The 24,287-nt window shown below is 48.1% G+C and carries 24 protein-coding genes and 1 pseudogene; 20 read left to right on the top strand and 5 right to left on the bottom strand.

Annotation, left to right across the window (positions count from 1 at the left end; genetic code table 11):
* Positions 1-73: 73 nt before the first annotated feature.
* The 3 genes and pseudogenes from A3750_RS26080 to A3750_RS10370 form a co-directional block, all read left to right on the top strand.
* Positions 74-472 (top strand): annotated as a pseudogene (locus tag A3750_RS26080) (ATP-dependent zinc protease); the annotation flags it as partial.
* A gap of 78 nt (positions 473-550) precedes the next feature.
* On the top strand, positions 551-1,459 hold the full coding sequence (gene rimK, locus A3750_RS10375; protein WP_197474993.1) for a 30S ribosomal protein S6--L-glutamate ligase: 909 nt from the start codon (positions 551-553) through the stop codon (positions 1,457-1,459).
* A gap of 28 nt (positions 1,460-1,487) precedes the next feature.
* Positions 1,488-1,742 (top strand): DUF4404 family protein, encoded by a 255-nt coding sequence (locus tag A3750_RS10370; RefSeq protein ID WP_068456958.1) that lies wholly within the window; start codon positions 1,488-1,490, stop codon positions 1,740-1,742.
* Between the two features lie 392 nt (positions 1,743-2,134).
* Here A3750_RS10370 and A3750_RS10365 read toward each other — a convergent pair whose 3' ends face one another.
* The 3 genes from A3750_RS10365 to A3750_RS10355 all read right to left on the bottom strand — a co-directional run bounded on the left by A3750_RS10365 (position 2,135) and on the right by A3750_RS10355 (position 5,143).
* Positions 2,135-2,950: a metallophosphoesterase gene (locus A3750_RS10365; RefSeq protein ID WP_231871785.1), complete on the bottom strand. Its 816-nt coding sequence runs from the start codon at positions 2,948-2,950 to the stop codon at positions 2,135-2,137.
* Between the two features lie 23 nt (positions 2,951-2,973).
* Positions 2,974-4,365, bottom strand: a complete 1,392-nt coding sequence (locus A3750_RS10360; RefSeq protein ID WP_068465942.1) for a sodium:proline symporter — start codon at positions 4,363-4,365, stop codon at positions 2,974-2,976.
* A gap of 175 nt (positions 4,366-4,540) precedes the next feature.
* Positions 4,541-5,143, bottom strand: a complete 603-nt coding sequence (locus tag A3750_RS10355) for an N-acetyltransferase (RefSeq protein ID WP_068457265.1) — start codon at positions 5,141-5,143, stop codon at positions 4,541-4,543.
* Positions 5,144-5,330: 187 nt separating this feature from the next.
* Here A3750_RS10355 and A3750_RS10350 point away from each other — a divergent pair, with 187 nt between their 5' ends.
* The 7 genes from A3750_RS10350 to A3750_RS10320 all read left to right on the top strand — a co-directional run bounded on the left by A3750_RS10350 (position 5,331) and on the right by A3750_RS10320 (position 12,249).
* Complete coding sequence (locus A3750_RS10350; RefSeq protein WP_068458157.1) at positions 5,331-5,759, top strand: YeeE/YedE family protein; 429 nt, start codon at positions 5,331-5,333, stop codon at positions 5,757-5,759.
* 10 nt (positions 5,760-5,769) lie between these two features.
* Entirely contained in the window at positions 5,770-6,201 is a 432-nt protein-coding gene (locus A3750_RS10345) for a DUF6691 family protein (protein WP_068458763.1), read from the top strand.
* 5 nt (positions 6,202-6,206) lie between these two features.
* Positions 6,207-6,518 carry a helix-turn-helix transcriptional regulator gene (locus A3750_RS10340; RefSeq protein ID WP_068458764.1) on the top strand — a complete coding sequence of 104 codons (312 nt, stop codon included), beginning with the start codon at positions 6,207-6,209 and terminating at the stop codon, positions 6,516-6,518.
* A gap of 243 nt (positions 6,519-6,761) precedes the next feature.
* The gene (locus tag A3750_RS10335) at positions 6,762-8,057 is read left to right on the top strand and encodes an NCS2 family permease (RefSeq protein WP_068452770.1); all 1,296 of its coding nucleotides are present in this window, start codon (positions 6,762-6,764) and stop codon (positions 8,055-8,057) included.
* A 151-nt stretch (positions 8,058-8,208) separates the two neighbouring features.
* Positions 8,209-9,075, top strand: coding sequence for an ethylbenzene dehydrogenase-related protein (locus tag A3750_RS10330; protein WP_082863057.1), 867 nt, complete (start codon positions 8,209-8,211; stop codon positions 9,073-9,075).
* Positions 9,076-9,084: 9 nt separating this feature from the next.
* The gene (locus tag A3750_RS10325) at positions 9,085-11,133 is read left to right on the top strand and encodes an ATP-binding protein (protein ID WP_068465941.1); all 2,049 of its coding nucleotides are present in this window, start codon (positions 9,085-9,087) and stop codon (positions 11,131-11,133) included.
* Between the two features lie 225 nt (positions 11,134-11,358).
* Positions 11,359-12,249 carry an MBL fold metallo-hydrolase gene (locus A3750_RS10320; protein WP_068456756.1) on the top strand — a complete coding sequence of 297 codons (891 nt, stop codon included), beginning with the start codon at positions 11,359-11,361 and terminating at the stop codon, positions 12,247-12,249.
* A gap of 199 nt (positions 12,250-12,448) precedes the next feature.
* Here the strand turns inward: A3750_RS10320 and A3750_RS10315 are convergent, their stop codons facing one another.
* Positions 12,449-13,042 (bottom strand): glutathione S-transferase family protein, encoded by a 594-nt coding sequence (locus tag A3750_RS10315; protein WP_068456759.1) that lies wholly within the window; start codon positions 13,040-13,042, stop codon positions 12,449-12,451.
* A gap of 61 nt (positions 13,043-13,103) precedes the next feature.
* On the opposite strand from A3750_RS10315, the gene A3750_RS10310 reads away from it, so the two are divergent.
* Positions 13,104-13,814 carry a hypothetical protein gene (locus A3750_RS10310; protein ID WP_156492441.1) on the top strand — a complete coding sequence of 237 codons (711 nt, stop codon included), beginning with the start codon at positions 13,104-13,106 and terminating at the stop codon, positions 13,812-13,814.
* Here A3750_RS10310 and queG read toward each other — a convergent pair.
* Positions 13,794-14,885: a tRNA epoxyqueuosine(34) reductase QueG gene (gene queG, locus A3750_RS10305; protein WP_068456763.1), complete on the bottom strand. Its 1,092-nt coding sequence runs from the start codon at positions 14,883-14,885 to the stop codon at positions 13,794-13,796. The two genes, A3750_RS10310 and queG, sit on opposite strands and share 21 nt — an antisense overlap.
* 147 nt (positions 14,886-15,032) lie before the next feature.
* Between queG and tsaE the strand changes: the two genes are divergently transcribed.
* From tsaE to A3750_RS10260, 9 genes are all read left to right on the top strand, one after another.
* The gene (gene tsaE / locus A3750_RS10300) at positions 15,033-15,527 is read left to right on the top strand and encodes a tRNA (adenosine(37)-N6)-threonylcarbamoyltransferase complex ATPase subunit type 1 TsaE (protein ID WP_082863257.1); all 495 of its coding nucleotides are present in this window, start codon (positions 15,033-15,035) and stop codon (positions 15,525-15,527) included.
* Positions 15,520-16,848, top strand: coding sequence for an N-acetylmuramoyl-L-alanine amidase (locus tag A3750_RS10295; RefSeq protein ID WP_068457066.1), 1,329 nt, complete (start codon positions 15,520-15,522; stop codon positions 16,846-16,848). Before tsaE ends, A3750_RS10295 begins: the two co-directional genes overlap by 8 nt.
* Positions 16,849-16,971: 123 nt before the next feature.
* Positions 16,972-18,912 (top strand): DNA mismatch repair endonuclease MutL, encoded by a 1,941-nt coding sequence (gene mutL, locus A3750_RS10290; RefSeq protein ID WP_068457069.1) that lies wholly within the window; start codon positions 16,972-16,974, stop codon positions 18,910-18,912.
* Between the two features lie 53 nt (positions 18,913-18,965).
* On the top strand, positions 18,966-19,988 hold the full coding sequence (miaA, locus tag A3750_RS10285) for a tRNA (adenosine(37)-N6)-dimethylallyltransferase MiaA (protein ID WP_068457075.1): 1,023 nt from the start codon (positions 18,966-18,968) through the stop codon (positions 19,986-19,988).
* 62 nt (positions 19,989-20,050) lie between these two features.
* The gene (gene hfq / locus A3750_RS10280; RefSeq protein WP_068457070.1) at positions 20,051-20,290 is read left to right on the top strand and encodes an RNA chaperone Hfq; all 240 of its coding nucleotides are present in this window, start codon (positions 20,051-20,053) and stop codon (positions 20,288-20,290) included.
* A 94-nt stretch (positions 20,291-20,384) separates the two neighbouring features.
* On the top strand, positions 20,385-21,677 hold the full coding sequence (gene hflX, locus A3750_RS10275) for a ribosome rescue GTPase HflX (protein ID WP_068457073.1): 1,293 nt from the start codon (positions 20,385-20,387) through the stop codon (positions 21,675-21,677).
* A gap of 182 nt (positions 21,678-21,859) precedes the next feature.
* Positions 21,860-23,029, top strand: a complete 1,170-nt coding sequence (hflK, locus tag A3750_RS10270; protein ID WP_068454524.1) for an FtsH protease activity modulator HflK — start codon at positions 21,860-21,862, stop codon at positions 23,027-23,029.
* Complete coding sequence (gene hflC, locus A3750_RS10265; protein WP_068454527.1) at positions 23,029-23,901, top strand: protease modulator HflC; 873 nt, start codon at positions 23,029-23,031, stop codon at positions 23,899-23,901. The genes hflK and hflC overlap by 1 nt, the downstream gene beginning before the upstream one ends.
* A 171-nt stretch (positions 23,902-24,072) precedes the next feature.
* Positions 24,073-24,264 (top strand): DUF2065 domain-containing protein, encoded by a 192-nt coding sequence (locus tag A3750_RS10260; RefSeq protein WP_068454529.1) that lies wholly within the window; start codon positions 24,073-24,075, stop codon positions 24,262-24,264.
* Positions 24,265-24,287: the final 23 nt, after the last annotated feature.

The following is a 24,287-nucleotide window of genomic DNA, read 5'->3' as shown; positions in this document are numbered from 1 at the left end:
CCATAAATAGCTTGCTATGACCTTGAGCTTTGGAATAAATTTATTTCTTAATCATGCTCAATAGAGAATAACATTGAAACAAAACATTGGAAGTGAAGAATGGTGCGCCTTTTCAGAGCTAGGGCTTCCCGCCGTTAAAGCGCGCGTTGATTCTGGCGCCAAAACCTCCTCGATTCACGCCTTTAATATTCATACATTTCGACGCGATAATGAGAAATGGGTGAGCTTCGAGATCCATCCTATCCAGAATAGTCGGCGGACTGTGATTCGTTGCGAACGACCGATTGTTGACCGACGCGCGGTTAAAAGTTCATCCGGAGTTGCCGAAACCCGTTATGTCATTTTAACCCCAATGACGCTCGGTGATGAGACTTGGGATGTAGAGCTCACGCTGGCCAACCGAGATTCGATGGGGTATCGCATGTTGCTCGGCCGAGAAGCAATGAAAGGTCGTGTACTTATTGACCCAAACGAAAGCTTTTTATTGGGCGGTCATACTAAAAAACAGGTTGAGAAACTTTATAATCAAAGTACGCCGGAAATTGGTGGTTTGAATATCGCGTTGTTGGCGAGCAACCCCGATCTTTATAGCAATCAGCGCCTAGTTGAAGCGGCAGAGCAGCGAGGACACAAGCTCACCTTTCTTGATATAAAACAGTGCTATATGAAGCTTGATGCGAATAATCCAGAGGCGCATTATCGCGGTGGACGGATACTGAAGAACCTTGATGCGGTGATCACTCGCATCAAGCCATCGGTCACATTTTATGGTTGCGCTTTGGCGAGGCAGTTCGAGAGCATGGGGGTGCATACAACAAACACTTCTGACTCGGTCACCAAGTCGAGAGACAAACTCTTCTCATTACAATTGATGTTGAAAAGCGGTATCAATATACCGACAACCGGTTTTGCAAACTCGCCCATGGATACGGGCGATTTAATTGAAATGGTAGGCGGCGCGCCACTCATTGTGAAGCTTTTAGAAGGCACGCAGGGTAGAGGCGTCGTTTTAGCTGAAACGCGCAAAGCGGCAGAGTCTGTTATCAATGCATTTAAGTCCTTGCGTGCGAACCTTTTGGTTCAAGAGTTTGTAAAAGAAGCCGAGGGAAAGGATCTTCGCTGTTTTGTGATTGATGGCAAGGTCGTTGCGTCGATTCAGAGAACGGCCGCGCCCGGCGAATTTAGAGCAAATATTCATCAGGGTGGTACGGCTTCGATTGTTAAAATTACCCCTGAAGAGCGCAAGTTAGCTGTAACAGCAGCCAAGGTACTCGGTTTACACATTGCTGGTGTGGATATCATTCGTTCTAAAAATGGTCCTCTATTGCTCGAAGTAAATTCCTCTCCGGGTTTAGAAGGTATAGAGACTGCAACAGGCAAGGACATAGCAGGAATGATGATCGCTTCGATCGAGCGTGCGCTGCGCTGGAAGCGAGAGCTAGCGAGCCCTGTTGAGTAAACACAAACGCAATAAAAAGGAGTACACCATGCCAAAACAAAAGGCCATTGGATTAATTAGTGATTTGCACGAGCGCTTCGCGGATGACGCGGTGAGCGAAGAGCAGGCTCAGCTTTTGAGAGATGTGCAACAGCACGTCCATGATCTAGGCGAAAGTGAGGCTCCAGAGCCCGATTTTGTTGATGCGCTGGAGGTCTTGGTAACAGATCTTGAGGTGGAGCATCCAACCGCCTCAGGAATACTGCGTAATCTGGTTGAAACCTTGAAAAACATGGGGGTGTAGGGCGTCATTAATGTTCTTGACGCTCTACTCGAATAGAAGAGCGAGAATACTGTTTCGTATGCGCGCCTTTGCGTTCTTTCGGTCTCTAAACGCGCGTCACCAGAGTCGCTGCGCCACGTATCTTCGGGTAGTGACACATGATGGAATCTTCCGATCAAGTTCGGCGGGTGACTATTTTCGTTATGGATTTACATTTTTTTGTTTAATTGTGACTAGGCGTGTTTTAAGCGTTGACTTTAAGCTAGCCTGGTTCTGAAAGGGAAGGCTTTGGCTAGCTCGAGCTAGCTAGAGCACAGAGAGAAAGTCTGCATGGCTTTGGGACTGTTTCGCGCCACACCTCGCTTGTCCAAGCCCAGCGCCCAAACCTACAAGGTTTCTTCTTTACCTAAGCTCTATATTTTAATTGTCGCTAAGTGCATTTTTTCGCCTACTTGCTTTCGCTCCGGATCTGGGAGAATGTCGAGAGAGGGCCAAAGTCCGCTCTCTAATGCTTCTGCATAACCTGGGCAGAGCTGATGCGTTTGCATCGCTGACACGGTGTCGCTCACTGTATAGCGAAGGCGATGCCATGCCACTTCGATGTGACTTGCCGACTTAGATAATGTCATATACCACGTGCTTGCTTCACCATCATTTGCTGGCATGCCAATGACGCCCGCGTTCAGCCAGTAGTGATTAGCATCAAGTTGCTGGCCAAAAGGGATTCCGCAATGTCCACCTATCATGACATTGGCGTGCGCGGTCTCTAACTGCTTTTGTTTCTCTTTGGTGCTGCTAGACGCGAAAATAAACTGGTTCTGTTGTTCAAGTCCACCATGAATGACATGCATTGCTGTGTGGTTATAGGAAAAACTAATCGACGTTGGTAAGGTCGCCATCCAGTTTTTTGACTCTTTGTTCACTGCTTTACGAGCAAACGCAAACCATTGTTTCGAAGCGATATCGCAAACACTCTCTTCATCGAATCCGCAACCGCAGTCTTCCTTGTCGTTCGCTAAAGAGTCCTCGCAATTGCCTTGCACAACGTGAATTCCCCAATCGCGAATAAGGTCTATCGTTTCTTGTGCTTGCGCGCAGTAAGCCACAACATCTCCTGTACATATTATATTTGTGGCGGGTACCTGCAGTTCTGCCGACTTTTGCTTCATCGCTGTCAATGCCGCGAGGTTGCTGTACGGTCCACCAAAGACGATTACAGGACTTGTCATTGTGCCTATATCTATGTGCATGCTTAATCTAGACCTGAGTAGGGTAAGGCTTGCTCTGTCGGTCTAGACAGTAGTGCGCCCAAAGCAAATGTCGCGCATCCGCTCAGCAGCACTGACAGTGAGATCCATAGCAGCTTTGTATACTTATGGGTCTCGCCAAGCAGCGCGGTGTGGCCGGAAGATTCGAGGAAGTAGAGCAGCGCGCCGCTAAATGCGAATACAAATGCCGCCAAGTAAGACCACACCGGAATGTTTCGAAAATTTCCCCAAAGTGAAAAGAAAATCACTGGCGCAAGGTACATAGACGCTGTACCGCTAACGGCGACCGCGCTGAACAAATCTTTGTTGCCGATAAAGACCATGAGTAAACCAAGCAACATGAAGCCGAGCATGATCAGGCGACCATTTCGTACTGTAGCTGCGGTGGCCTTCATATCAATGGCGACCAGCTTTGCAGAACTGGAAAGTGTACTGTCGAGTGTTGACATGGCAGAGATGATAAGCGCGATATTAAACAAGAGCATCGGTAGCGCGCCAAGCAAGCGCTCCAGCGCTGCGTTCATGGACTCACCATCTATTGCATTTGCACCAGCGACAACGCCGAGTATACCGAACGCGATGATGCAAATGATGCTGATCCAAGCGGCTTGTAAAAAGCTGCGGCGGGTTGTATTTCTGTCGGCGAGGAATCCGCGGTCCATCATGACTGGGTCATGCATTGGGTAGCTCCAGACCTGAAGTAAGGCAACTATAAGCAAAATAGGACCAGGCTCGCTGATGTCGAATGCGACAAATCCTAGAGACTCGATCGTAAACAGACCTTGTGATGCGGTATTTAATAACAGGACAAGCAAGACGCCAATAAACAAAACCATTTGCATCACATCTGTGCGCAGCGATGCGTGCAAGCCACCCATCATCGAATAGCCTAGAGCGATCAGAGCAAAAGCGAGTACTGCGATCGTATAGCTGCCGCTGCCCGCGGCACCGAACAATATGCCGATGACCAAAATGTTGGCGAACACTTCGCTGATCAGTCTTAAACCAATCACGAAGTTGAAGCAGCTTGTACCCACCGTCCCGAAGCGAGCAAATAGAAACTGCTGAACGCTATTGAAGCCATGTTTAAACCGCAGTGAGTCAATAATTGCTGCGCCGGTTAAAAATGACAAGTAATACGCCGCATAGGCTAGGGTTCCCCAAACTCCATAGTAGTAACCCAGAATGGCGGCATTGAGCAAAGATCGAGCAAAGATCCAGGTGGTTACTTGGCTAAGCACTAAGGTGAAGAGTGTTGGGCTTTTGCCAGAGGGAGAGAGTCCGCCAAAGAAGCTTTCGTTGGTTTTTGCGCGAGGCGACAAAGCAAAAGAGATTGCAGCAAGCAGGGCGACCACTAGAGGGAGAACGTAACTCATGGATACTCCGAGAATTTGGCGATTTCATGTCGCGCCATTCGTTATTTAGGAAAGTGTCAGACAGTTTTGGAAAAACATGACTCGTAGACTAATCCTTTGCCCGAAAGTTCCGACAAAGGATCAATATTATGCGTACAATTTTGTTATTTGCACAGCGAATCCGTGATTAAACAGGCTATCGCGATTCTGCAAAATGTGGTTGGCGTACCATTAGCCACATGGGAGGGCTGCTTTTCCCGATGCTGATTTTTTCGATGACTTCAAAGCCGTGGCCTTGATAAAACCGGAGGTTTTCTTGCTTGCTGTTTTCAAGGTAGATGGGCATTTGGTCAGCTTCAGCGATTTTAATGCAATGATTCATTAGAGCAGACCCATAACCCTTGCCGCGCGCCGTTTTGCAGGCGCCAATCGCAAAAATGTAATAAAAAGGAAACTTCGGCGCCTTTTTGCTGGCAATCTCATCAGCCACGATTCCGCGCTTCAGGGCCTTGAGCCCGCCATGCTTAAGCATTGGCTTGAGTAGAGGCAGCATTTTAAATATCGAGATTTTCTTTTTGGTATTTGGCTTGAGCATTAAAACAGCGGCTTGATTATCAGCCGACGCGAAGCTGCAATCCTGGTGTAGGTAGAGCGCATGAGCCGACTGTCCGAAGAATAGACCGACATCCATCGTTGGGCCAAATATCCATCGTTGAATCGGGTCATCGCCAAAGACATCGTTCATTATTTCGGTTACGCGCTCGCGCTCACCGGGGTGTAGTTGATCAAGCTTTATCATACGTAGCAACGCTAATATCGAGTTTCTTATCGTCACAAGCTAACCTAAAACCAGTTAGCAGACACTGTCATTTTCGGCCCAAAGCGCGTGTTTTCGGCTGCTATTTTTGTACAGTTATAATTAGAATTTACTAATAAAGAAAGTTCTAATATACTGTCTCGTGTTTAACCTTTATGAGGATTGCTAAATGGACGCTTTTATTCCCGCCATTGCTGGCGGCGTATTGATTGGTGGCGCTGCCGCGCTGCTTTTAGTGGCTTTGGGTCGCGTAGCGGGTATCTCCGGTATTTTTTGGTCTGCATTGTCTTCAATCGCTAAGCTCGATGTGGCTCCCAACATGTGGCGCATTACCTTTGTGCTTGGTTTGATGATCGGGCCGATCATTGTGCATCAGTTTTTTGGTCTGCCGGTGCCGAATGCGCCTGAGGGGAGCACAGCGCTCGCGATTGTCTCAGGGTTGCTGGTTGGTTTTGGCACTAAAATGGGGTCTGGTTGCACGAGTGGGCATGGTATCTGCGGCATGGCGCGATTCTCTCCGAGGTCTATCCTCGCAACCGTAACTTTTATGGCGGCGGGTTTCGTTACCGTGTTTGTTGTTCGTCATGTTTTTGCATAGGAGTTCTACAATGGCTGGATTTGTTGGTTTAGTGGTCGGATTGTTGTTTGGCGCAGGGTTGGCGTTGTCGGGTATGACAGACACGCAAAAAGTGATTGGTTTTCTGGATTTGTTTGGCGATTGGGATATTACTTTAATGTTTGTCATGGGGGGCGGTCTGTTGGTGACTGTGCCCGTGTATCAATTTTATAAGAACAAGTCGCGGCCATTGTTTGATAGTGAGTTTCATCTCCCAGGTACAAGTCTGATCGATCAAAAATTGATTGGTGGCGCGGTATTGTTCGGTATCGGATGGGGGTTGTATGGTTACTGCCCTGGGCCTGCGATTTCTTCAATCGCATATGGTGACGCGTCAACTTTGTTCTTTGTTGGGGCGATGTCGGTTGGCATGTTGGTGGCAAATGTCTTAACGTCGCCAAAGCTCGTTAAAAATGCGGGTTAGCGGACATGACACCGAATCCGCAATCTGAAATGGAACAGGTACGCGCGAATGCCCTAGAGGCGGAGCGTTATCTCAAGGGCATCGGCAATCATAAGCGTTTAATGATCCTATGTGTTTTGATGGATCGAGAGCTCTCTGTTGGTGAGATCAATGCGCAGATCGATTTGTCGCAGTCTGCGCTCTCTCAGCATCTCGCTGTGATGCGTGAACTTGGGTTTCTCGCGACGCGCAAGGAGGCGCAGGTTGTTTACTATCGTGTTGTTGATGATAAGGTAAGTAGTCTTTTGGATGCGTTATATCAAACGTTTTGTCAGTAAATAGCTGTCCATCCGGTCAGCTTTGATTGTATGGCTTCTTCATTATTATATTTGACGTATCAAAGTAAGCTTGTTACAAAATGTATCAAAAATGACTAATCGGTCAAGTTATTGGTTTTTTAATATGGAAGTCGAGACTAAATATCTGTAGCTTTCAGCCTCGTTTTATTAAGAGCTCGCCCGTTTTAGTTCTTTGGACTATTTTTGAGGGGCGATTTTATACCGCCGAACGAGGATCCCATCATGCTAGAAAAGCTGTTTAAGCTTAAAGAGCACCAAACGACCGTCAAGGTTGAGTTAGTAGCTGGTCTGACTACTTTCTTGACGATGGCGTACATCTTATTTGCAAACCCCGACATCATGTCGGCAGCCGGCATGCCTAAAGAGGCAGTATTTACCGCGACTGCGGTTGCGGCCGCCCTTGGTTGTATCTTGATGGGCTTATGGGCTAATTTTCCGGCAGGTCTCGCGCCGGGAATGGGCTTGAATGCCTTTTTCGCTTTCGCTGTGGTTGGCGGAATGGGCTATACGTGGGGGCAGGCGCTCGCCGCGGTCTTTGTTTCAGGTATTATTTTCTTTCTTCTTTCCGCGTTCAAAATTCGAGAGTGGATTTTACACTCAATCCCGGGATGTCTTCGCCATGGTATTACCGTTGGTATTGGTCTGTTCCTGACGATTATCGGATTGAAGAATGCCGGAATTATTGCGGATCATCCTGCTACATTACTCACCCTCGGTGACCTCGCTTCTCCGGGCCCAATGCTTGCCGGTTTGGGATTGTTGCTTATTATCGCGTTTGATTACCGAAAGGTGCCAGGTTCCATAGTTATCGGGATGATTGCTATTTCAGTGATCGCCGCGATTCTTGGCATTACACAGTTCCATGGTTTGGTGGGGGAGCCTCACTCAATGAGCGAGCTGTTCTTGGCGATGGATTTCAGTCGTATTCTTGAGGCAACGATGATCTCCGTCGTTCTGGCGTTTGTGTTTGTCGACTTGTTCGACACCTCTGGCACGTTGATGGCGACGGCGTCTAAAGCAGGTTTGACCGACAAAGACGGGAAGTTTGACGCCATGGGCAAAGCGATGCTCGCAGACTCAACAGCAACGACGGCGGGTGCAGCTTTAGGTGTGTCGTCTGTGACAACGTACGTAGAATCTGGTGCGGGTATTGCCGCAGGCGGAAAAACCGGTTTAACCGCGGTGACGGTTGGCGCTTTGTTTCTTGTGGCGTTGTTCTTTACGCCGTTGTTGGACTTTGTTCCAGCGTTCGCGACCGCACCGGCATTGATCTATGTCGGCTTGATGATGACTGCAGACATGCGCAACATCAACTGGGATGATATGACCAGTGCTGCGCCGGCTTGGATTTGTGCAATCATGATGCCTTTTGGTTTTTCGATTTCGCACGGTATCGGCCTTGGCTTTTTAGCGCATACGGTCTTGCAGTTACTTACTGGAAAAACAGCTGAGATTCGTCCGGCTGTTGCGCTTGTTTCTGTGCTTTATGTGGCGGGAATCGTATTCGGCGTTCTCTGAGGCGCAGCGGGCGTGCCATGGCGCCCTTCAATATATTTCGTTAACTCCTTGAGTGTTTGGCCGCAGCATGTGTACGCATGACTGCGGTTTTTTTATGTCCGATATTTCGTTTCTTGGCTACACTTCAATCATACGTTGATTGGGAGTGTTCATGAGTTTGTGTGTGTCACATTTGGTTAAGGGCGTTGCACTATGCAGCATGTTGATTTGGACGCTGAGTGTGCACGCCGAATCTGTTGTCGTCACGGTGTCGTCACTCGACCAGCCTCCCAAACTTGATGGCCAGCTCGGCGACTGGCTGATCGAGCCACAAATCATACGTCTGCACAAGGCGCACCCAGGGGTCTCCGTCGCGCTGTCGGAGCTCACTATGTGGGCTGGACATTTTGATGACTCTATCTACTTTGCATTTCGTTGGGCCGACGCACACCCGGACCGCCAACACAAACCCTATATCTGGAGTGACGAAAAAGAACGTTACACAGTTGGTCCGCAGAGAGAAGATCGCTTAGCCATTCAATTTCAAATAGAGGGTGAATACGATGTGAATTGGCTTTCCGGAAACTCATTCAAGGCTGACATGTGGCATTGGAAATCCTCACGTTCTGCGCCTATCGGTTTGGCCCATGACAAAATGACGATCGTAGGCCGAGAAAAAGTAATCCGTTCATTTAAGGCGGAGGGCGTAGATGGAGAGCCAGTTTATATTCGCCGGATTAGTGATTCCGGCGACAAATTATATTCACATAAGCGATATGTTCTTAAGGAAAGCAAGCAAATGCCAAAGTATCTGCTGAACGCGAATGCGTCTGGCAGCATCGCTGATGTAAAGGCCGCGCAGCGATGGCGTGACGGTGCTTGGACCGTGGAGCTGACTCGCAAGCTTAATACGCATCACGATGACGATGTTCTGTTTCAGTTTGCTGATGATATACCTGGTGGTATTGCTGTTTTTAATCGTAGCGGAGATTCGAACCACGTGATTAGCAATAATCTTTTGTTTCGGCTTGAGAGGTAGTTTGAGCGCATGAAACTAGACAGGATTTCCTTATCTAGGCTTTCGTTATTTTTGCTCTCCGGCTGTTTTGTTGTGCTTGCCGTGATTATGTTGGCTGCGCTCCAGTTCAATATGTTTTTTGAGGGGTACAGTGAAAAGACGATCTCTCAGACGGAGGCTGCGCTAGATATATCCCGAGAGATTGATCAGTCGCTTATCCCAATCAACAAAGAGTTGGTTGAGATTCAAAGTGTCTTGAGTTCGTTTTCATCAGAGCTGGCGTTATTGGCGCTAGATCCCGAGCGGCCGTTTGATGATCTTGATATTTTGGCGCAGCGTTTAGGATTGCTAAGAACCGTGCTAAGCGAAAATTGGCCTGAAGGTCTTTTAGATACAAATCTGCAAGAAAGAATTATTTCTAACTTGATTGTTTCCGAGGCGATCTCTTTTGAGGTGTTGGAGCTTCGTAACCCCAACTATACCTATCAACTTTACGAAGAAAGTGTAGGTATCATCGAGCAGGTATTGACCGATACTGAGGTCGTCTTAGCTGCGGTAACAGGCCATTTGGAAAAGCTTGCTGCGCAAGGTTACTTGGTGGTTGAGCAAAGTAAACGGGAGGGGGAGGAACAGCAGCAGAATATACAAAAAGGACTGACTTTGTTCGTACTCTTATGCATTTTGCTTTTCGGATTTATTATCGCGCTGTTTTTAGTCTTCTCGAGAGAGACGCATCGGCGGCTAGCAGTTCTCAAGGCATTTGCCCAGCAGGTAGAGGCCGGTAATTATCAGGAAACGATAGAGCTGGTCTCAAATGATGCTACCGGTGAGTTGGCTCGTTCTTTAGAGTCGATGTCATGGCGCTTAGTGGATTTAATTCAAGAAAGTGAGCATTTGGCGGATCGTGCACAAGAATCTTCAAAAGCGAAGTCTGAGTTTCTGGCGAGCATGAGCCACGAGATTCGAACGCCTATGAATGGTGTGATTGGTCTACTTGATATTTTGAGTACCAGTAAGTTGGAGGGCCAGCAAAAACATTATCTAAAGCTTGCCCAATCTTCTGCTAAATCACTTTTGAGCCTCATCAATGATATTCTGGATTTCTCTAAGATCGAGTCTGGGAAACTCGCGCTAGAAAAGGTCGATTTCGACATCGTTGAGCTTGTCACTGAGTTTGTAGACGTAATGTCCCACACCGCGAAAGAAAGCGGTTTGTCGATGCATTTCGAGGCCAGAGGCATGGATAGGCATGGCTGGGTGAATGGCGACCCTGCTCGCTTAAGGCAGATATTTACCAACCTGGTTGGCAATGCATTAAAGTTCACCCACGAAGGGCGAGTCGATTTATTGGTGGTTTTGTCTGAGCACGACCAACAAAGTTGGGTGCGTGTTGAGGTGAGAGACACGGGCATCGGCATTCCTCAAGATAAGCTTGCCAGCTTGTTTGATTCGTTCACGCAAGTAGATGCTTCCACAACGCGCAAGTACGGTGGAACGGGTTTGGGCTTAACCATTAGCAATCAGTTGGCCGTGTTGATGGGCGCTGATGGATTACATGTTGAGAGCGAGCAGGGCAAGGGAAGCTGCTTTTGGTTTGAGTTTCCGACCACCGTTCCTGAGCATCCTCCTGAAATGTGGTTGGAGGAAAACCCTGTTGAGCCGTATGTAAAACCAGAGATCTCCTCTTCAGAGAGCACCAAACGCCGAGTGCTTCTGGTCGAGGATAATGCGGTTAATCAGGTGGTCGCGCAAGCGCTCATTGAGGCCGAAGGGTTTGATGTTGAGATAGCAAATGATGGGCAAGAGGCGCTGGATCTTCTTAACGCCAACCCAGAAGAGTTTGTTGTGGTCTTTATGGATTGTCAGATGCCGGTCATGGATGGGTATACTGCGGCGGGCGCGATTCGTCGCGGAGAGGGCGGTGAGAGTTATAAGGCGGTCCCGGTGATCGCTATGACCGCAAACGCCATGCAAGGTGATCGTGAAAAATGCCTTGATGCGGGTATGGATGACTATATCAGTAAGCCAATAGACGTAGAGGTACTATCTGCGAAATTATCAGAATGGAGCGAGCGTTAGCCTCCATAGAAGTAATGGTGCTTTAATGGGCTTTGTAAGGTTTACGTCGAGGAGCTGGTAATAAGAAGTGCGTGGCTGAAGGCGCGTGTGCAACACAGCGTTGCAATAACACGTCTTGCTAGTCTTCTTGGTTTGAGTGACAGTATTGGTCACCAAACAAAGTCCTAGGGCAAGCCGATGCGCATTTTATTCCTTCTCTTAATATTCATTTTTTATAGCGTTAGTGTGCACTCCAGCGAAGGGGAGACGAAGCGCTCCGACAGCAACGCCTCTGATTTTAAAAGCGTCGATGCTCCGCAGTTTAGTGTTATAACAACAGGTTACTCTGCAGGAACGCTCGAGGCGATGGTCGTCGAAGGTGGTGATGTGTTTGAAGTGCGCACGCTAGCGCATCCTGCTGTTCTGGTGCGTCATCCAAAAGGCGTTTTGCTTTGGGATACAGGTCTTGGCACTCAGCTTGAAGACCAAATGGCCTCATTCTCTTGGTTTGATCAGCAGCTGTTCAAAGTGGTTGACCATAAACCAGCCGTTGAGCAATTGCGTGAGGCTGGTTTCGACTTATCTTTGATCGATATGGTGATTCCAAGTCATATGCACTGGGATCATGTGAGTGGTTTGGAAGATTTTTCTCCGGTTCCGGTATGGGTTCAAGAGGTAAGTTTTAAAGAGGCGCAAGAGGGTGAGCCTCCTGGCTTCGTCGCATCGCAATTCGATGATCCGAGCATTAATTGGTCTTTTATTTCTTTAGAGGATGGTGCTTATGAGGGATTTGCCCAGAGTATGGACGTGTTTGGTGATTCAAGTGTTGTGCTAGTTGATACCTCGGGACATGCGCATGGACATTTGGGGATGTTCCTAAACCTTGAAGGTGGTGCGCGTTATTTCTTTATTGGAGATACTACCTGGGTATTAGAGGGTGTGACCAATAACAGCTCAAGGCCTTGGCTAGTGAAAACAATCGTCGGCGTTGATGCGGATTTTGAACAGAATGCAGGCGTGGTTGAAAAGGTGCATCAATTAAGCGTCGATCAGCCCGATATCGTTATCGTTCCTGCGCATGATGAGCGCGTGCTTGAGTCCCTGCCTGCATTCCCAGTATTTTTTCCTTCTGGCTGAGGTTTAGAGCTTGATGCGGAGATCCATTTTATTCGCGCTCTCTGATATTGTGCCTTTTGAATGAGGCGTGAGTGTTTTGCTCTGCGCGTCGTGTATGTTTCTCGATCCATTCATAAATTCAGGTTTGGCAACGTGTCGTAGGATGCTGAATCCTAGTATCCGATCGATGGTTGAGAGCGATCTATTTTCAAAGCTGTAATCACATCGCTTCGAAGTTACGAAGGCCTTTCATTTTATTGATCCACGCTTTGACGCTCGGGTAATTATTGAGGTTAAAGCCGCCTTCTTCTGCAACGTGGGTATATGCGAATAGGCTTATATCCGCTGTTGTCGGATAGTCGCCAGTTAGAAAAACCGTGTGATTGAGCTGCTCTTCCATTACGGCTAATGCTCTGTTGCCGCCTTCTTGTTTGTCGAGGTAGTCTTGCTTTCGGTCATCGGGTAGCCCCAGATATTTGTTAATAAAGCGTGCTACTGCGATATAGGGCTCGTGACTGTATTGCTCAAAGAACTGCCATTGATGAATTTTTGCTCTTATCCAAATATCTGCAGGGTAGTACATGCTGCCTTCGCAGAGGTAGTTGAGGATTGCATTTGATTCGCTGAGGGTGTCTCCGTTTTCAAGTTCGAGTAGGGGGATCTTTCCGTTTGGATTTTTCGCTAGAAAGTCTGGCTCTTGAGTGTCGCCCTTGAGTATGTCGATCTCTATCCATTGATAGCGAATATTTAGAAGGCTCCCTGCAAGAATTAATTTATAGCAGTTGCCTGATTGACGATCTCCGTATATTTTCATGCTCGATCCTTCGTTGTCGCAGCAGCGGCAGTGTAGCAAGACCGATGGTTTAAGGAAATATATGGCTAAGTGGTATCCAATTGAAACTTGTTCTGGCGTCGAATATGCGCGTTATATCGTTCCGAATTTTGCCTCTAACACGATCAGCGTGGCAGGAAAGGAGGGGGTGATGACTGTGATCAGCCCGGGAGAAAGTCTGCTTGAGAGTTTTGCCCAGAAGCATCCTGAGCATGATATTGATCAAGGTCGACGGTTGCGCTTGGTTATGCCCAATAGTTTTCATTACATGGGGGTTGAAGCATGGAAATCTCGCTATCCGAATGCACAGCTTTTTGCTTCAAAAAAAGCCATTAAGCGTCTAAACAAAAAAGGCCTTTTCGATATTTCTGAGCTTCAGCGCGGCATTCCTCATATGGATGGGCGGGCATTTTGGGCGATTCCGCCAGGGCATCGAGGTGGTGATGCGTGGCTCTGTATGCCGGCTGGGGATGGCTGGTTATGGGTGACGTGCGATAGCTTCTTGCACTATCCGAGGATGTCTAACCAGCCCGTTGCGCGCATTATTCAGAGAGTAATGGGTGCTGCGCCCGGCTTGAAGCTTAGTCGTGTCATTAAATACTTGTTGATGTCGGATAGAACCGCGTTCAAAAGCTGGTGTACAAAATTTATTGCGGAGCATCCGCCTAGTATATTATTGCCATCGCATGGTGAGCCATTGCTCAGCGAGCAATTGTCGAACCAGCTGCAGGCGCTAATCGATGATCGTTTGTGAATGCTGCTCAAGCGCCCAGGCTACATGCTCTCTCACGAGTGCTGAGCTTGCGTCTGCTTGAGTTTGAAGTGCTTGAATAACATCCGGCTTGCTTGGTGCGTTGCCCAATGCAACGGCGATGTTTCTAAGCCAACCCTCATAGCCGGCGCGTCGAATTGCTGAGCCTTCCGTGTTTTTTAAGAACTCTTCCTCAGTCCAAGAAAAAAGCTCGGTGAGTTTTGCTTCGTCGAGTTTGTTTCTGGGTGAAAAGTCATCTTCGGAGCTGTGTTCTGCAAATTTATTCCACGGGCAGACAAGTTGGCAATCGTCGCAACCAAAAATACGATTACCTATTGGTTTTCGGAGTTCTAAGGGAATTGCGTTTTTGTTTTCGATGGTCAAGTAAGAAATGCACTTGCGGGTGTCCAGCGAATAGGGGCCGTTGAACGCATTGGTTGGGCATACATCAAGACACGCTGTGCAGCGACCGCAATGCTCTTGCTCATAGGAACCTGTTAACGGTAGTTCCAGGTTGGTGTATATCTCGCCCAAAAAAAACCACGAGCCGGCCTCGCGGTTTATGATCATCGTATTCTTGCCGAACCAGCCGAGGCCCGCCTGTTGCGCGATTGCGCGTTCGAGGACGGGCGCGCTGTCAACAAAGGCGCGGAAATCTAATTCAGCTTCGCTTTGCTCTCGGATAAAACCAATCAGGTGCTTGAGTCGGTTTCGTATGAGCTTGTGGTAGTCGCGGCCCAGTGTGTATCGACTAACATACGCCGCTTCAGGGTCGGCAAGCTGTCGATTTGCGCTTTCCATTTCTTCAGGTAAATAGTCCATGCGCACCGAGATGACTCGAAGCGTGCCTTCAATCAATTCATCGGGTGTCCAGCGCTTGCTGCCATGGGTGTGCATGTAGTCAAGATCGGCGTGATAACCTTTTTGAAGCCATTGTTTATAGCGCTCAACATGTTGGCCCAAATCGGTTGAGGTAACGCCTAACTGTTGGAAGCCAAGCTCTTTTGCTCGGTTTTGAATAGCGCTCCACAGAGCGGGTGAAACAGGTGCAAGGTTATTTGTTGATCGTGACATGATGTTAAGTGAAGAATCCGGGGTGCTTTGCTAAGCTTAACAAATAAGTACTTGCTTAAGTTAAGGCTGTTTCTAGATTTGTTTTCTACAAACTTGCGTTAGTTTAGCAAACTGAAGCAATTAATGTGTCGCCGGGCCTGTTTTGACATGCAAATATCCTTGGTAAACGAACACGCCACCGCGGAATTTGGGGCGAGATTGGCAAAAGCACTTTCGGCGCAGGCGCTGCCGTTGATTGTCATCTATCTTCAGGGTGAACTCGGGGCTGGAAAGACGACGCTTGTGCGCTCGGTACTTCGGGGCTTTGGGTATCAAGGCAGCGTTAAATCACCGACCTATACCTTGGTTGAGGAATATGAAGTGTTAGGTAGAAAAATCTACCATTTTGATTTGTACCGACTCGCAGATCCGGAAGAGCTTGAATTTATGGGAATGCGTGATTTTCTTAATCCAGAGCTTGAAGCCTTAGACGGGATTGTATGCTTCGTTGAGTGGCCAGAAAAGGGGCGCGGTTTGTTGCCACAACCCGATCTAGAGTTGGGTTTGACTGTCGATGGTGAAGGGCGCGTTTGTGATGGCAAGGTCGCGGCTTCTAGTTGTGTTGATGTTGTGGAGTTTGAGAACGAGGTGTTTCATGTCTAGTGTTCTGAGATTCATCGCTGCATGTTCAATATTGTTGGTTTCGGTCTCGTCCGTTGCGGCAAAGCCGGTTGATGTAAAGGAAATTCGGCTGTGGAACGCGCCGGATCATTCGCGCTTGGTTTTAGATCTTGGGTCATCTGTCAGTCACAAACTAATGACTTTGCAAAATCCAGAGCGTGTGGTGATTGATCTGAAAGGCGCTAAAAAGAAAACGCGTTTTGATACGCTTGATCTTGCGGCATCTCCGGTTAAGTCAATTCGCAGTGCGGTGCGTAATGGTTCAGATCTTCGTATCGTTCTGGACATGAAGCAGCAGGTGAAGCCAAAGAGTTTTCTTTTAGCACCCAACGACCAGTACGGAAATCGTTTGGTGATCGATTTGTATCCAAAGAGTGCAAAGAGCGCGTCTAAACCTGTGAAAAAACTGGATATCGTAGACGGCAGACGGGATGTCGTTGTGGTCGTTGATCCAGGGCATGGTGGCGAAGATCCGGGTGCTATTGGGCCAGGCAAAGTGCGTGAGAAAGACGTAGTTTTGGCGATTTCAAAAGAGTTGGTGCGCCAGATTAATGCGGTACAAGGGTATAAAGCGTACCTAACACGGGAGACCGATTATTACATTGGGCTTCGTAAACGCACAGAAATTGCGCGAAAGCGCAACGCAGATTTGTTTGTATCTGTACATGCGGATGCATTTACGCGCGCTCAGGCTAATGGTGCCTCTGTTTACGCCTTGTCTTTGCGAGGGGCTTCGAGTGAGACGGCTCGCTGGCTAGCAAAGAAAGAGAATGCGTCTGATTTAATTGGTGGTAGTGGTGTAAAGCTAGGTGATCATGACGATATGCTTGCCTCAGTGCTGCTTGATCTAAGCTCTACTGCGAGCCTGAAGGCTAGTCTTTCGGTCGGCGACAAGGTACTTAGCTCGCTTGGCGGTGTCGCGCGATTGCACAAGTCACAGGTGCAGCAGGCGGGTTTTGCTGTTCTTAAGTCGCCTGATATCCCGTCTATTTTGGTGGAGACGGGTTTTATTTCGAATCCTGCTGAGTCTCGTCGTCTTAAGACACAAAAATATCAGCGTAAGATCGCGACTTCGATTTCCACCGGAGTGAAGCGTTATTTTCGCGAAACTCCGCCCTTAGGATCTTGGCTTGCGTCAAGTCAGGCTTCATCTAGGGCGGCATCTTATACCGTCAAGCGTGGCGATACCCTGTCGCACATCGCCGCAAGCTATGCGGTGAGTGTCAGTCAGTTGCGTCAATTAAATAAGCTACGTTCAGATGTTCTTAAGGTTGGACAGCAGTTGGTTTTACCGCGCTCTTAGAGTGTTTTTTCGTTTTTTTGGCTTGAAATAACCCTATATACGCTGCTTTATTGGGGTGCTTGGCGCTTAGAAAACATTGGTGCGCGTGTTACACTTTGTGCACATTCAATTCTCCCAATAGTCATGTCTAAAATACACAAACTTTCCGCCCGTTTGGCGAATCAGATTGCTGCAGGTGAAGTGGTTGAGAGACCGGCGTCTGTTGTAAAGGAGCTGCTTGAAAACGCATTAGATGCCGGTTGTGACCGCGTTCAGATTAGTATTGAAGGTGGAGGCATCAAGCGTATTTCAATACGTGATAACGGCTACGGTATTGATAAGGATGATTTGCCGCTAGCATTGAGCCGTCACGCTACGAGTAAAATTATCTCTCTCGATGATCTTGAGGCAGTCGCGACGCTTGGGTTTCGTGGCGAGGCTCTGGCAAGTATTAGTTCTGTATCGCGACTTCAGCTAAGTTCCAAAGCTGAGGGTTCGCAAGAGGCCTGGGTAGTGGAGACCGAAGGTCGAGATATGGATGCAACACTTAGCCCTACCTCCCACAATCGAGGCACAACGGTTGAGGTTAGAGATTTATTCTTCAATACGCCTGCGCGCAGAAAATTCATGCGTACTGAGAAGACCGAGTTTAATCATCTTGAAGAGGTGGTTAAGCGACAAGCGCTTGGACGGTTTGATGTCGGGTTTGACCTTAATCATAACGGTAAGCCGGTGCATAGCTTACGCCCAGCAGTGACCTTGCGGGACCGAGAGCAGCGTGTTGCAAGTCTATGTGGCAAGCCGTTCATGGAAAATGCGGTAGAGATCGATGTTGAAGCAACGGGCTTAAAGCTTTGGGGCTGGGTCGCGCTCCCTACGTTCTCACGAAGTCAGGCCGATCTTCAGTATTTTTTTGTTAATGGTCGTGTGATACGCGATCGATTGGTTAGTCATGCGGTTAAGCAGGCATATCGAGACGTTCTTTATCACGGTCGTCATCCCGCTTTCGTTTTGTATTTGGAGCTAGACCCCGCATTAGTTGATGTGAATGTTCATCCAACTAAGCATGAGGTGCGTTTCCGAGATGGTCGATTGGTGCATGACTTTATCTTTCGGAGTCTGCATCGGGCGCTAGCGGACGTTCGGCCAGATGAGTATATGCGAGATGAGCAAAGTGAATCGCGTGTCGCAGAGAGTGAGGCGATACATGCTGAATCTGGTCTTGCAGCCCAGCCGGGATTTAACAGCCAGGCAAGCATGGCATTGCCGGTAAACTCTGTTTCCGGCACTCGTCCGTATGGATTCGGCTCGCAGCAGTCTTCCGAAGTGGGCGCAACGTTGCAGGGTATGCAAAGTCTTTATGGTGGTGCAAGTGCCGCTTCGAATTCGGTGGCAGAAGCCGGTTATGCAGATTCTGGCGTTGCGCAGAGTAGCGCCTTCCGTCAATCCGTTGTGGGTCAGAATACTCTGCAGGACGGGGCAAGTCAGGGCGGCGCTGAGGAATATCCTTTGGGGTTTGCCGTAGCTCAGCTGCACGGTATCTATATCCTTGCGCAAAATGCCTCTGGTCTGATCATCGTAGATATGCACGCAGCGCATGAGCGTATTACTTACGAGCAAATGAAAGCCGACTTTTACGGTGCCGGTATTCAGGCTCAACCGCTGTTAGTACCTATTTCTTTGGCGGTGAGCTCTAGGGAGGCTGATGTGGCTGAAGAGTGCTCAGATGAGCTTCGCAAGTTTGGCTTGTTAGTCGAGCGGAGCGGCCCAGAGGCACTGATAGTTCGAGAGGTGCCAGTTATTCTGCAAAAGGTGGACGTTGTCCAGCTGGTGAGAGATGTGCTCAGTGATATGTTGGGTAGTGGCTATTCAGATCAGCTTGAAGCAAAAGCGAACGAGTTGATGGGAACCATGGCATGTCATGGTTCGGTAAGAGCAAATCGAGTGCTGACGCAAGCTGAGATGAATGCCTTGCTGAGAGACATGGAGGAGACAGAGCGAAGCGGGCAGTGTAATCACGGACGACCTACTTGGACTGCGTTATCAATGCCTGAGCTTGATAAGCTCTTTTTGCGAGGTCGATAGCGTTGGTTGGCAATGGCGTAGCGTTAGAATCGTTACCTCCTGCGATTTGTCTGATGGGGCCGACTGCATCTGGTAAGACCGATTTAGCCATTTCGCTTTGCAAACATTTGCCGGTTGATATTGTTAGTGTGGACTCTGCGCTGATCTATCGTGACATGAATATTGGTACTGCCAAGCCAACCGCTGAGGAATTGCTTGAGGCGCCACACAGGCTGATTGATATTCTCGACCCAATTGAGTCATATTCTGTAGCGCGGTTTTATGAAGATGCGTTGAGTGAGATGCGCAAGATCAGCGAAAAAGGCAGGATACCGTTGTTGGTTGGCGGCACGATGATGTACTTTCGCGTGCTACGTGACGGAATTGCAGCGATGCCGTCAGCGGATGAAGGTGTTCGAAAAGAGATTAATCGGCTTGCTGAGGAAAAGGGGTGGGCGCACATCCACAGCTTGCTAAAAGATATTGATCCGGAGTCGGCAGAGCGAATTAAGCCTTCAGATACTCAGCGATTGCAACGCGCGTTCGAAGTTTACCGTGTAAGTGGTAGGACTTTGACAGATTATTGGCGGATGCAACGGTCTCATAACTCAGGTGAGGCGAATGCGCTTGGCGCAGGTCTGCAGGAGATAAAAAATAATTCTGTTAGAACTGGAAATAAGGGTGAAGCGGATTACACTATCATTGACGATTCGATACCACCTGTGCCCTTTCGTTTGAAGTCCTTTGCGATTGCGCCTGCGGAGCGCAAAGATTTGCATGATCGAATAGCGACCCGCTTTCGTACAATGCTTGAATCTGGGTTTGAGGACGAGGTTGCTCGGTTGAGAGCTCGGGGAGATCTGACGCTACAGATGCCATCGATGCGCTGTGTCGGTTACCGTCAAATGTGGGAATACCTTGATGGAAAATATGATTACGACTTCATGGTCGAAAGGGGTATCATTGCGACGAGGCAGTTGGCAAAGCGTCAGCTAACTTGGTTGCGCTCTTGGGACGAGCTTACATGGCTGGAAACAGGGGATCAAAATAATCTGGCGACAGTATTGAATTGTTTTGATGTGGCCGCATTTAAGTAACAAGCAGAAAAGCAAACTATAATTTAGAAAACATAACTCAAAAAAGTCGGGAGAATAATAGAATGTCGAAGGGACACTCACTTCAAGATCCATACCTCAATGCGCTTCGAAAAGAGCGTATTCCCGTATCAATTTTTCTTGTTAACGGTATTAAATTGCAAGGCCAGATTGAGTCGTTTGACCAGTTCGTGATCCTTTTAAAGAATACGGTTAGCCAAATGGTTTACAAGCACGCTATCTCAACAGTAGTTCCTGCGCGCAATGTTCGCATGCCTACTGGCGATGAAGAAGCTGGAGCATAAGTAAGTATCTTGCAATTCTTCCCAATAATTTCTTTTGAGCTGCGATCCTTTTTGGTCGCAGCCGCTTTCGTTTTGAAGGCTCATAAGCGCCACCGTGTTTGATCGTCCAGACGCGGGTGAACGCGCAATCTTAGTTCATATTGATTTCCCTAATGAAAATGACCGCGAAGATGTAAACGAATTCAAGGAGTTGGTTCGTTCTGCAGGAGTGGAGCCGGTAGCGATTGTCTCCGGGTCGCGCACCCAGCCGAGCGCCCGTTATTTCGTTGGTTCAGGAAAGTTAGAGGAGCTTCAGGCCGAGCTTGAAGCCAGCGAGGCGGACGTTGTGCTGTTCAACCACGCATTATCGCCCAGTCAGCAACGCAACCTTGAGGGTGTGCTAGAGTGCCGAGTGATTGATCGCACGGGCGTCATTCTCGATATTTTTGCCCAGCGCGCGCGTACTCATGAGGGGAAGTTGCAGGTTGAACTCGCTCAGTTGGAGTATATGTCTACTCGCTTGATCCGAGGCTGGACTCACCTTGAACGGCAGAAGGGTGGTATTGGTCTTCGTGGTCCAGGTGAGACGCAACTTGAGACAGATAGGCGTCTTTTGCGAGCTCGTATCAAGGCTTTGCAGGGGCGATTAGGTAAGGTTAGAAAGCAGCGTGATCAGGGTAGGCGGGCTCGAACTAGAGCAGAAATTCCGACCATTTCTCTCGTGGGCTATACCAATGCTGGAAAGTCGACGCTATTTAATCGGGTAACCCAATCAGAGGTTTATTCTGCTGATCAGCTTTTCGCTACCCTTGACCCAACGTTAAGGAAGATTGATTTTCCGGATGTTGGTCGGGCGATTCTCGTAGATACGGTGGGCTTTATTCGGCACCTGCCGCACAAGCTTGTAGATGCATTTAGAGCGACGCTTGAGGAAACCATCGCTGCGACGCTATTGTTACATGTCATCGATTGTGCTGATGATCGTCGGCTTGAGAATGTTGAGGCGGTTGAAACTGTGCTCGACGAAATTGGCGCTGATGAGGTTCCAACGCTCAAGGTGTATAACAAACTTGATTTGCTAGATGATGCATCGCCCCGCATTGATCGGGATGAAGAAGGAAGGCCGGTTCGTGTTTGGGTGTCTGCGAATACTGGTGCGGGAATCGATCTGCTACATGAGGCTGTAGCTGAGCTACTTACTGAAGAAGTTGTGCATGCTGTCATTGCTTTGCGACACGAACAGTCTCGACTTAGGGCGCTTTTCTATGAAGAAAAAGCCGTTTTGAATGAGCATTATAACGATGAAGGGCAGTGCGTCGTTGAGGTTCGCTTGCAGGCGAGTGATTTTGAACGAATGCTTAAGCGTTGTGGTGTCTCGCATGCTGAACTACTGATCAAGCGAATCTAGCAAATCGCGAGAAGCGTATAAGTTGCAGCAAGGTTAATTATTTATAGCTTTAAGAGCCTCATAGGCTTTCTGAAAAAGATTTCATAGTTGATTGTCCGCTAGCGCTTGCTCAGGTGTGCTTCGCGTTTTAGGATTGCGTACTATTCAAACTAACTAAAACCTACTAACAAACGGGGTAAGGTATGGCCTGGAATGAGCCGGGTAATTCAAACGGTAAAGACCCATGGGGCAATAACAATCGCGGTGGCAATCAAGGGCCGCCAGATCTTGATGAGGCGCTAAAGCAGCTGACGGATAAGCTAAACGGCTTGTTTGGTGGTGGCAAAGGCAGTAACGGCGGAGACGGTAACAGTAACAACTCCTCGGGCTTGGGCGGCATTTTTCTGATCTTGGGTGTTATTGCAGTCTTGTTTTTAGGTTGGAAGTCGATTTATACCATCGATGAGCAGCAGAGAGGTGTTGTGCTGATGCTAGGTGAGTATAACCGCACACTCGATCCAGGTTTGCGCATTGTCATCCCGCTGATAGAGCAAGTGATTCCAGTTAACGTCACCAATGTACGAAATGCTGAGTTAAAACAAGAGATGTTGACTCAGGATGAGAACGTGGTTGAAATTGATCTAAACGTGCAATACACCGTGAGCGATCCGGTGGAGTTTGCTTTGCGTGTTGAAGATCCCGAGGCCTCCTTGCAGCATTCGGTCGAGTCAGCTTTGCGTCACGAAGTGGGTAGCACCAACCTAGACCCTATTTTGGGTGTAGGGCGTGCAATACTTGCAGATTCGACTCGTGAGCGATTGCAGGACTACATGGACGCTTATCAAACAGGAATCAACGTTAGTATCGTGAACATCAAAGAGGCGAGAGCGCCGTCTGCGGTTCAGGCTGCCTTTGATGATGTTCAAAAAGCTAAGCTAGACAAAGAGCGTTTTGTTAATGAAGCTGAGGCATACAAAAACACGGTCATCCCAGAAGCGCGTGGTAAGGCGCAACGTATGTTGCAAGAGGCAAGCGCTTATAAAGATCAGGTTGTAGCGAAAGCAACGGGTGAGGCTGAGCGCTTTGAAGCGCTACTGGTTGAATATACCAAGGCCCCTGAAGTAACACGTGAACGTTTATACCTTGATGCGATTTCGGAAGTTTACTCAAATAGCAGTAAGGTTCTAATCGACGTTGAAGGTGGCAATAACATGATGTACTTGCCTTTGGATAAGATTGTCTCAGAGCGAAGCGCTAGCTCTGTAACAGGTACTCGTTCAGACGCAAGCTCGTCGGAGATCTCTGACTTGGCGGATCGTGTGATCGAGGAGATTAGATCTAGAAATGCGCGAACAGGTAGGGAGGTACGCTAATGTCTAAGTCGCTATTACCATTAATTGCGGTCTTGGTATTGATCGCACTTGTATCTTCTTCGCTATATGTTGTTGATGAGCGACAAGTCGCTATTAAATTGCAGTTTGGTGAGATTGTTGAGTCGGACATTGGTCCTGGGCTGCACTTTAAGATGCCTTTTGTTCAAAACGTCCGTAAGTTTGATGCACGGGTTTTGACATTGGATTCGCGTCCAGAGCGTTTCTTAACCGTAGGCAAAAAGTTCCTTATTGTTGATTCGTTCCTGAAGTGGAAGATCGAAGATGTGAAGCTTTACTACAAGGCGACTGCAGGTAATCGTTGGCAGGCGACCACATTGCTGTCTAATTCAACCAACAAAGGTTTGCGAGATGAGTTTGCGGCTCGAAGTCTTGCCGAAGTAGTTTCCGGTGAGCGTGACGAGTTAATGGAGCAGATTACCGCTAAGCTGAATGAGCAAACACTCAGCGAATTTGGAATTCGAGTCTTAGATGTGCGCGTCAAAGGCATCGATCTTCCAGAAGATTTATCTAAAAACGTCTACCGCCGTATGGCGACAGAGCGTGAGCGAGAAGCTCGTGAAACGCGTTCGCAGGGTAAAGAGCTTGCTGAGGGTATCAAAGCAGATGCGGATCGTGAAAAGATCGTCATCGAATCGGATGCCTATCGTGAATCTGAGGTTGTTCGTGGTGAGGGTGATGCGATTGCTGCAGCGACCTATGCCAAAGCCTTCAACAAGAATCCCGAATTCTACGCGTTCACTCGAAGCTTGCAGGCTTACAAAGATACGTTTGCAAATGAAGAAGATGTTCTTTTGCTCAAGCCTGATAGTGATTTCTTCAAATATATGAAGAAGAGCGAAAGCGGCAAATAAGTTCGTTTTTTAACTAAAGAAAAGCATCCAAGCGTGTCGTTTGGGTGCTTTTTTTGGTTTTTTACTATTAAAAAGTCATCATCTCTCGTATTTGGGTTTTGTTAGTTCGCATTAAGCGTTAAAATCGCGACCCTTTGTCTACAGGCAAGTTTGTCTTGCGTGGTAAAATGTATGGCATGGCATGACCTTTTGACCGCATTGTGTCTCGTACTTGTTATCGAGGGTATGATGCCTTTCTTAAATCCCAAGGGATGGAAAGCTACACTAGCTAAAATTTCAGAATTAGATGATCGCAGCATTCGCAGTTTAGCGCTGGTATGTATGTTGGCCGGGCTATTGGGCTTGTTGCTGGTGAGAGCCTAAAGATCATCTCATTGTCGCTTTGT

It is taken from the genome of Oleiphilus sp. HI0079, assembly GCF_001635105.1.
This window is presented reverse-complemented; position numbering and strand designations above follow the sequence as displayed.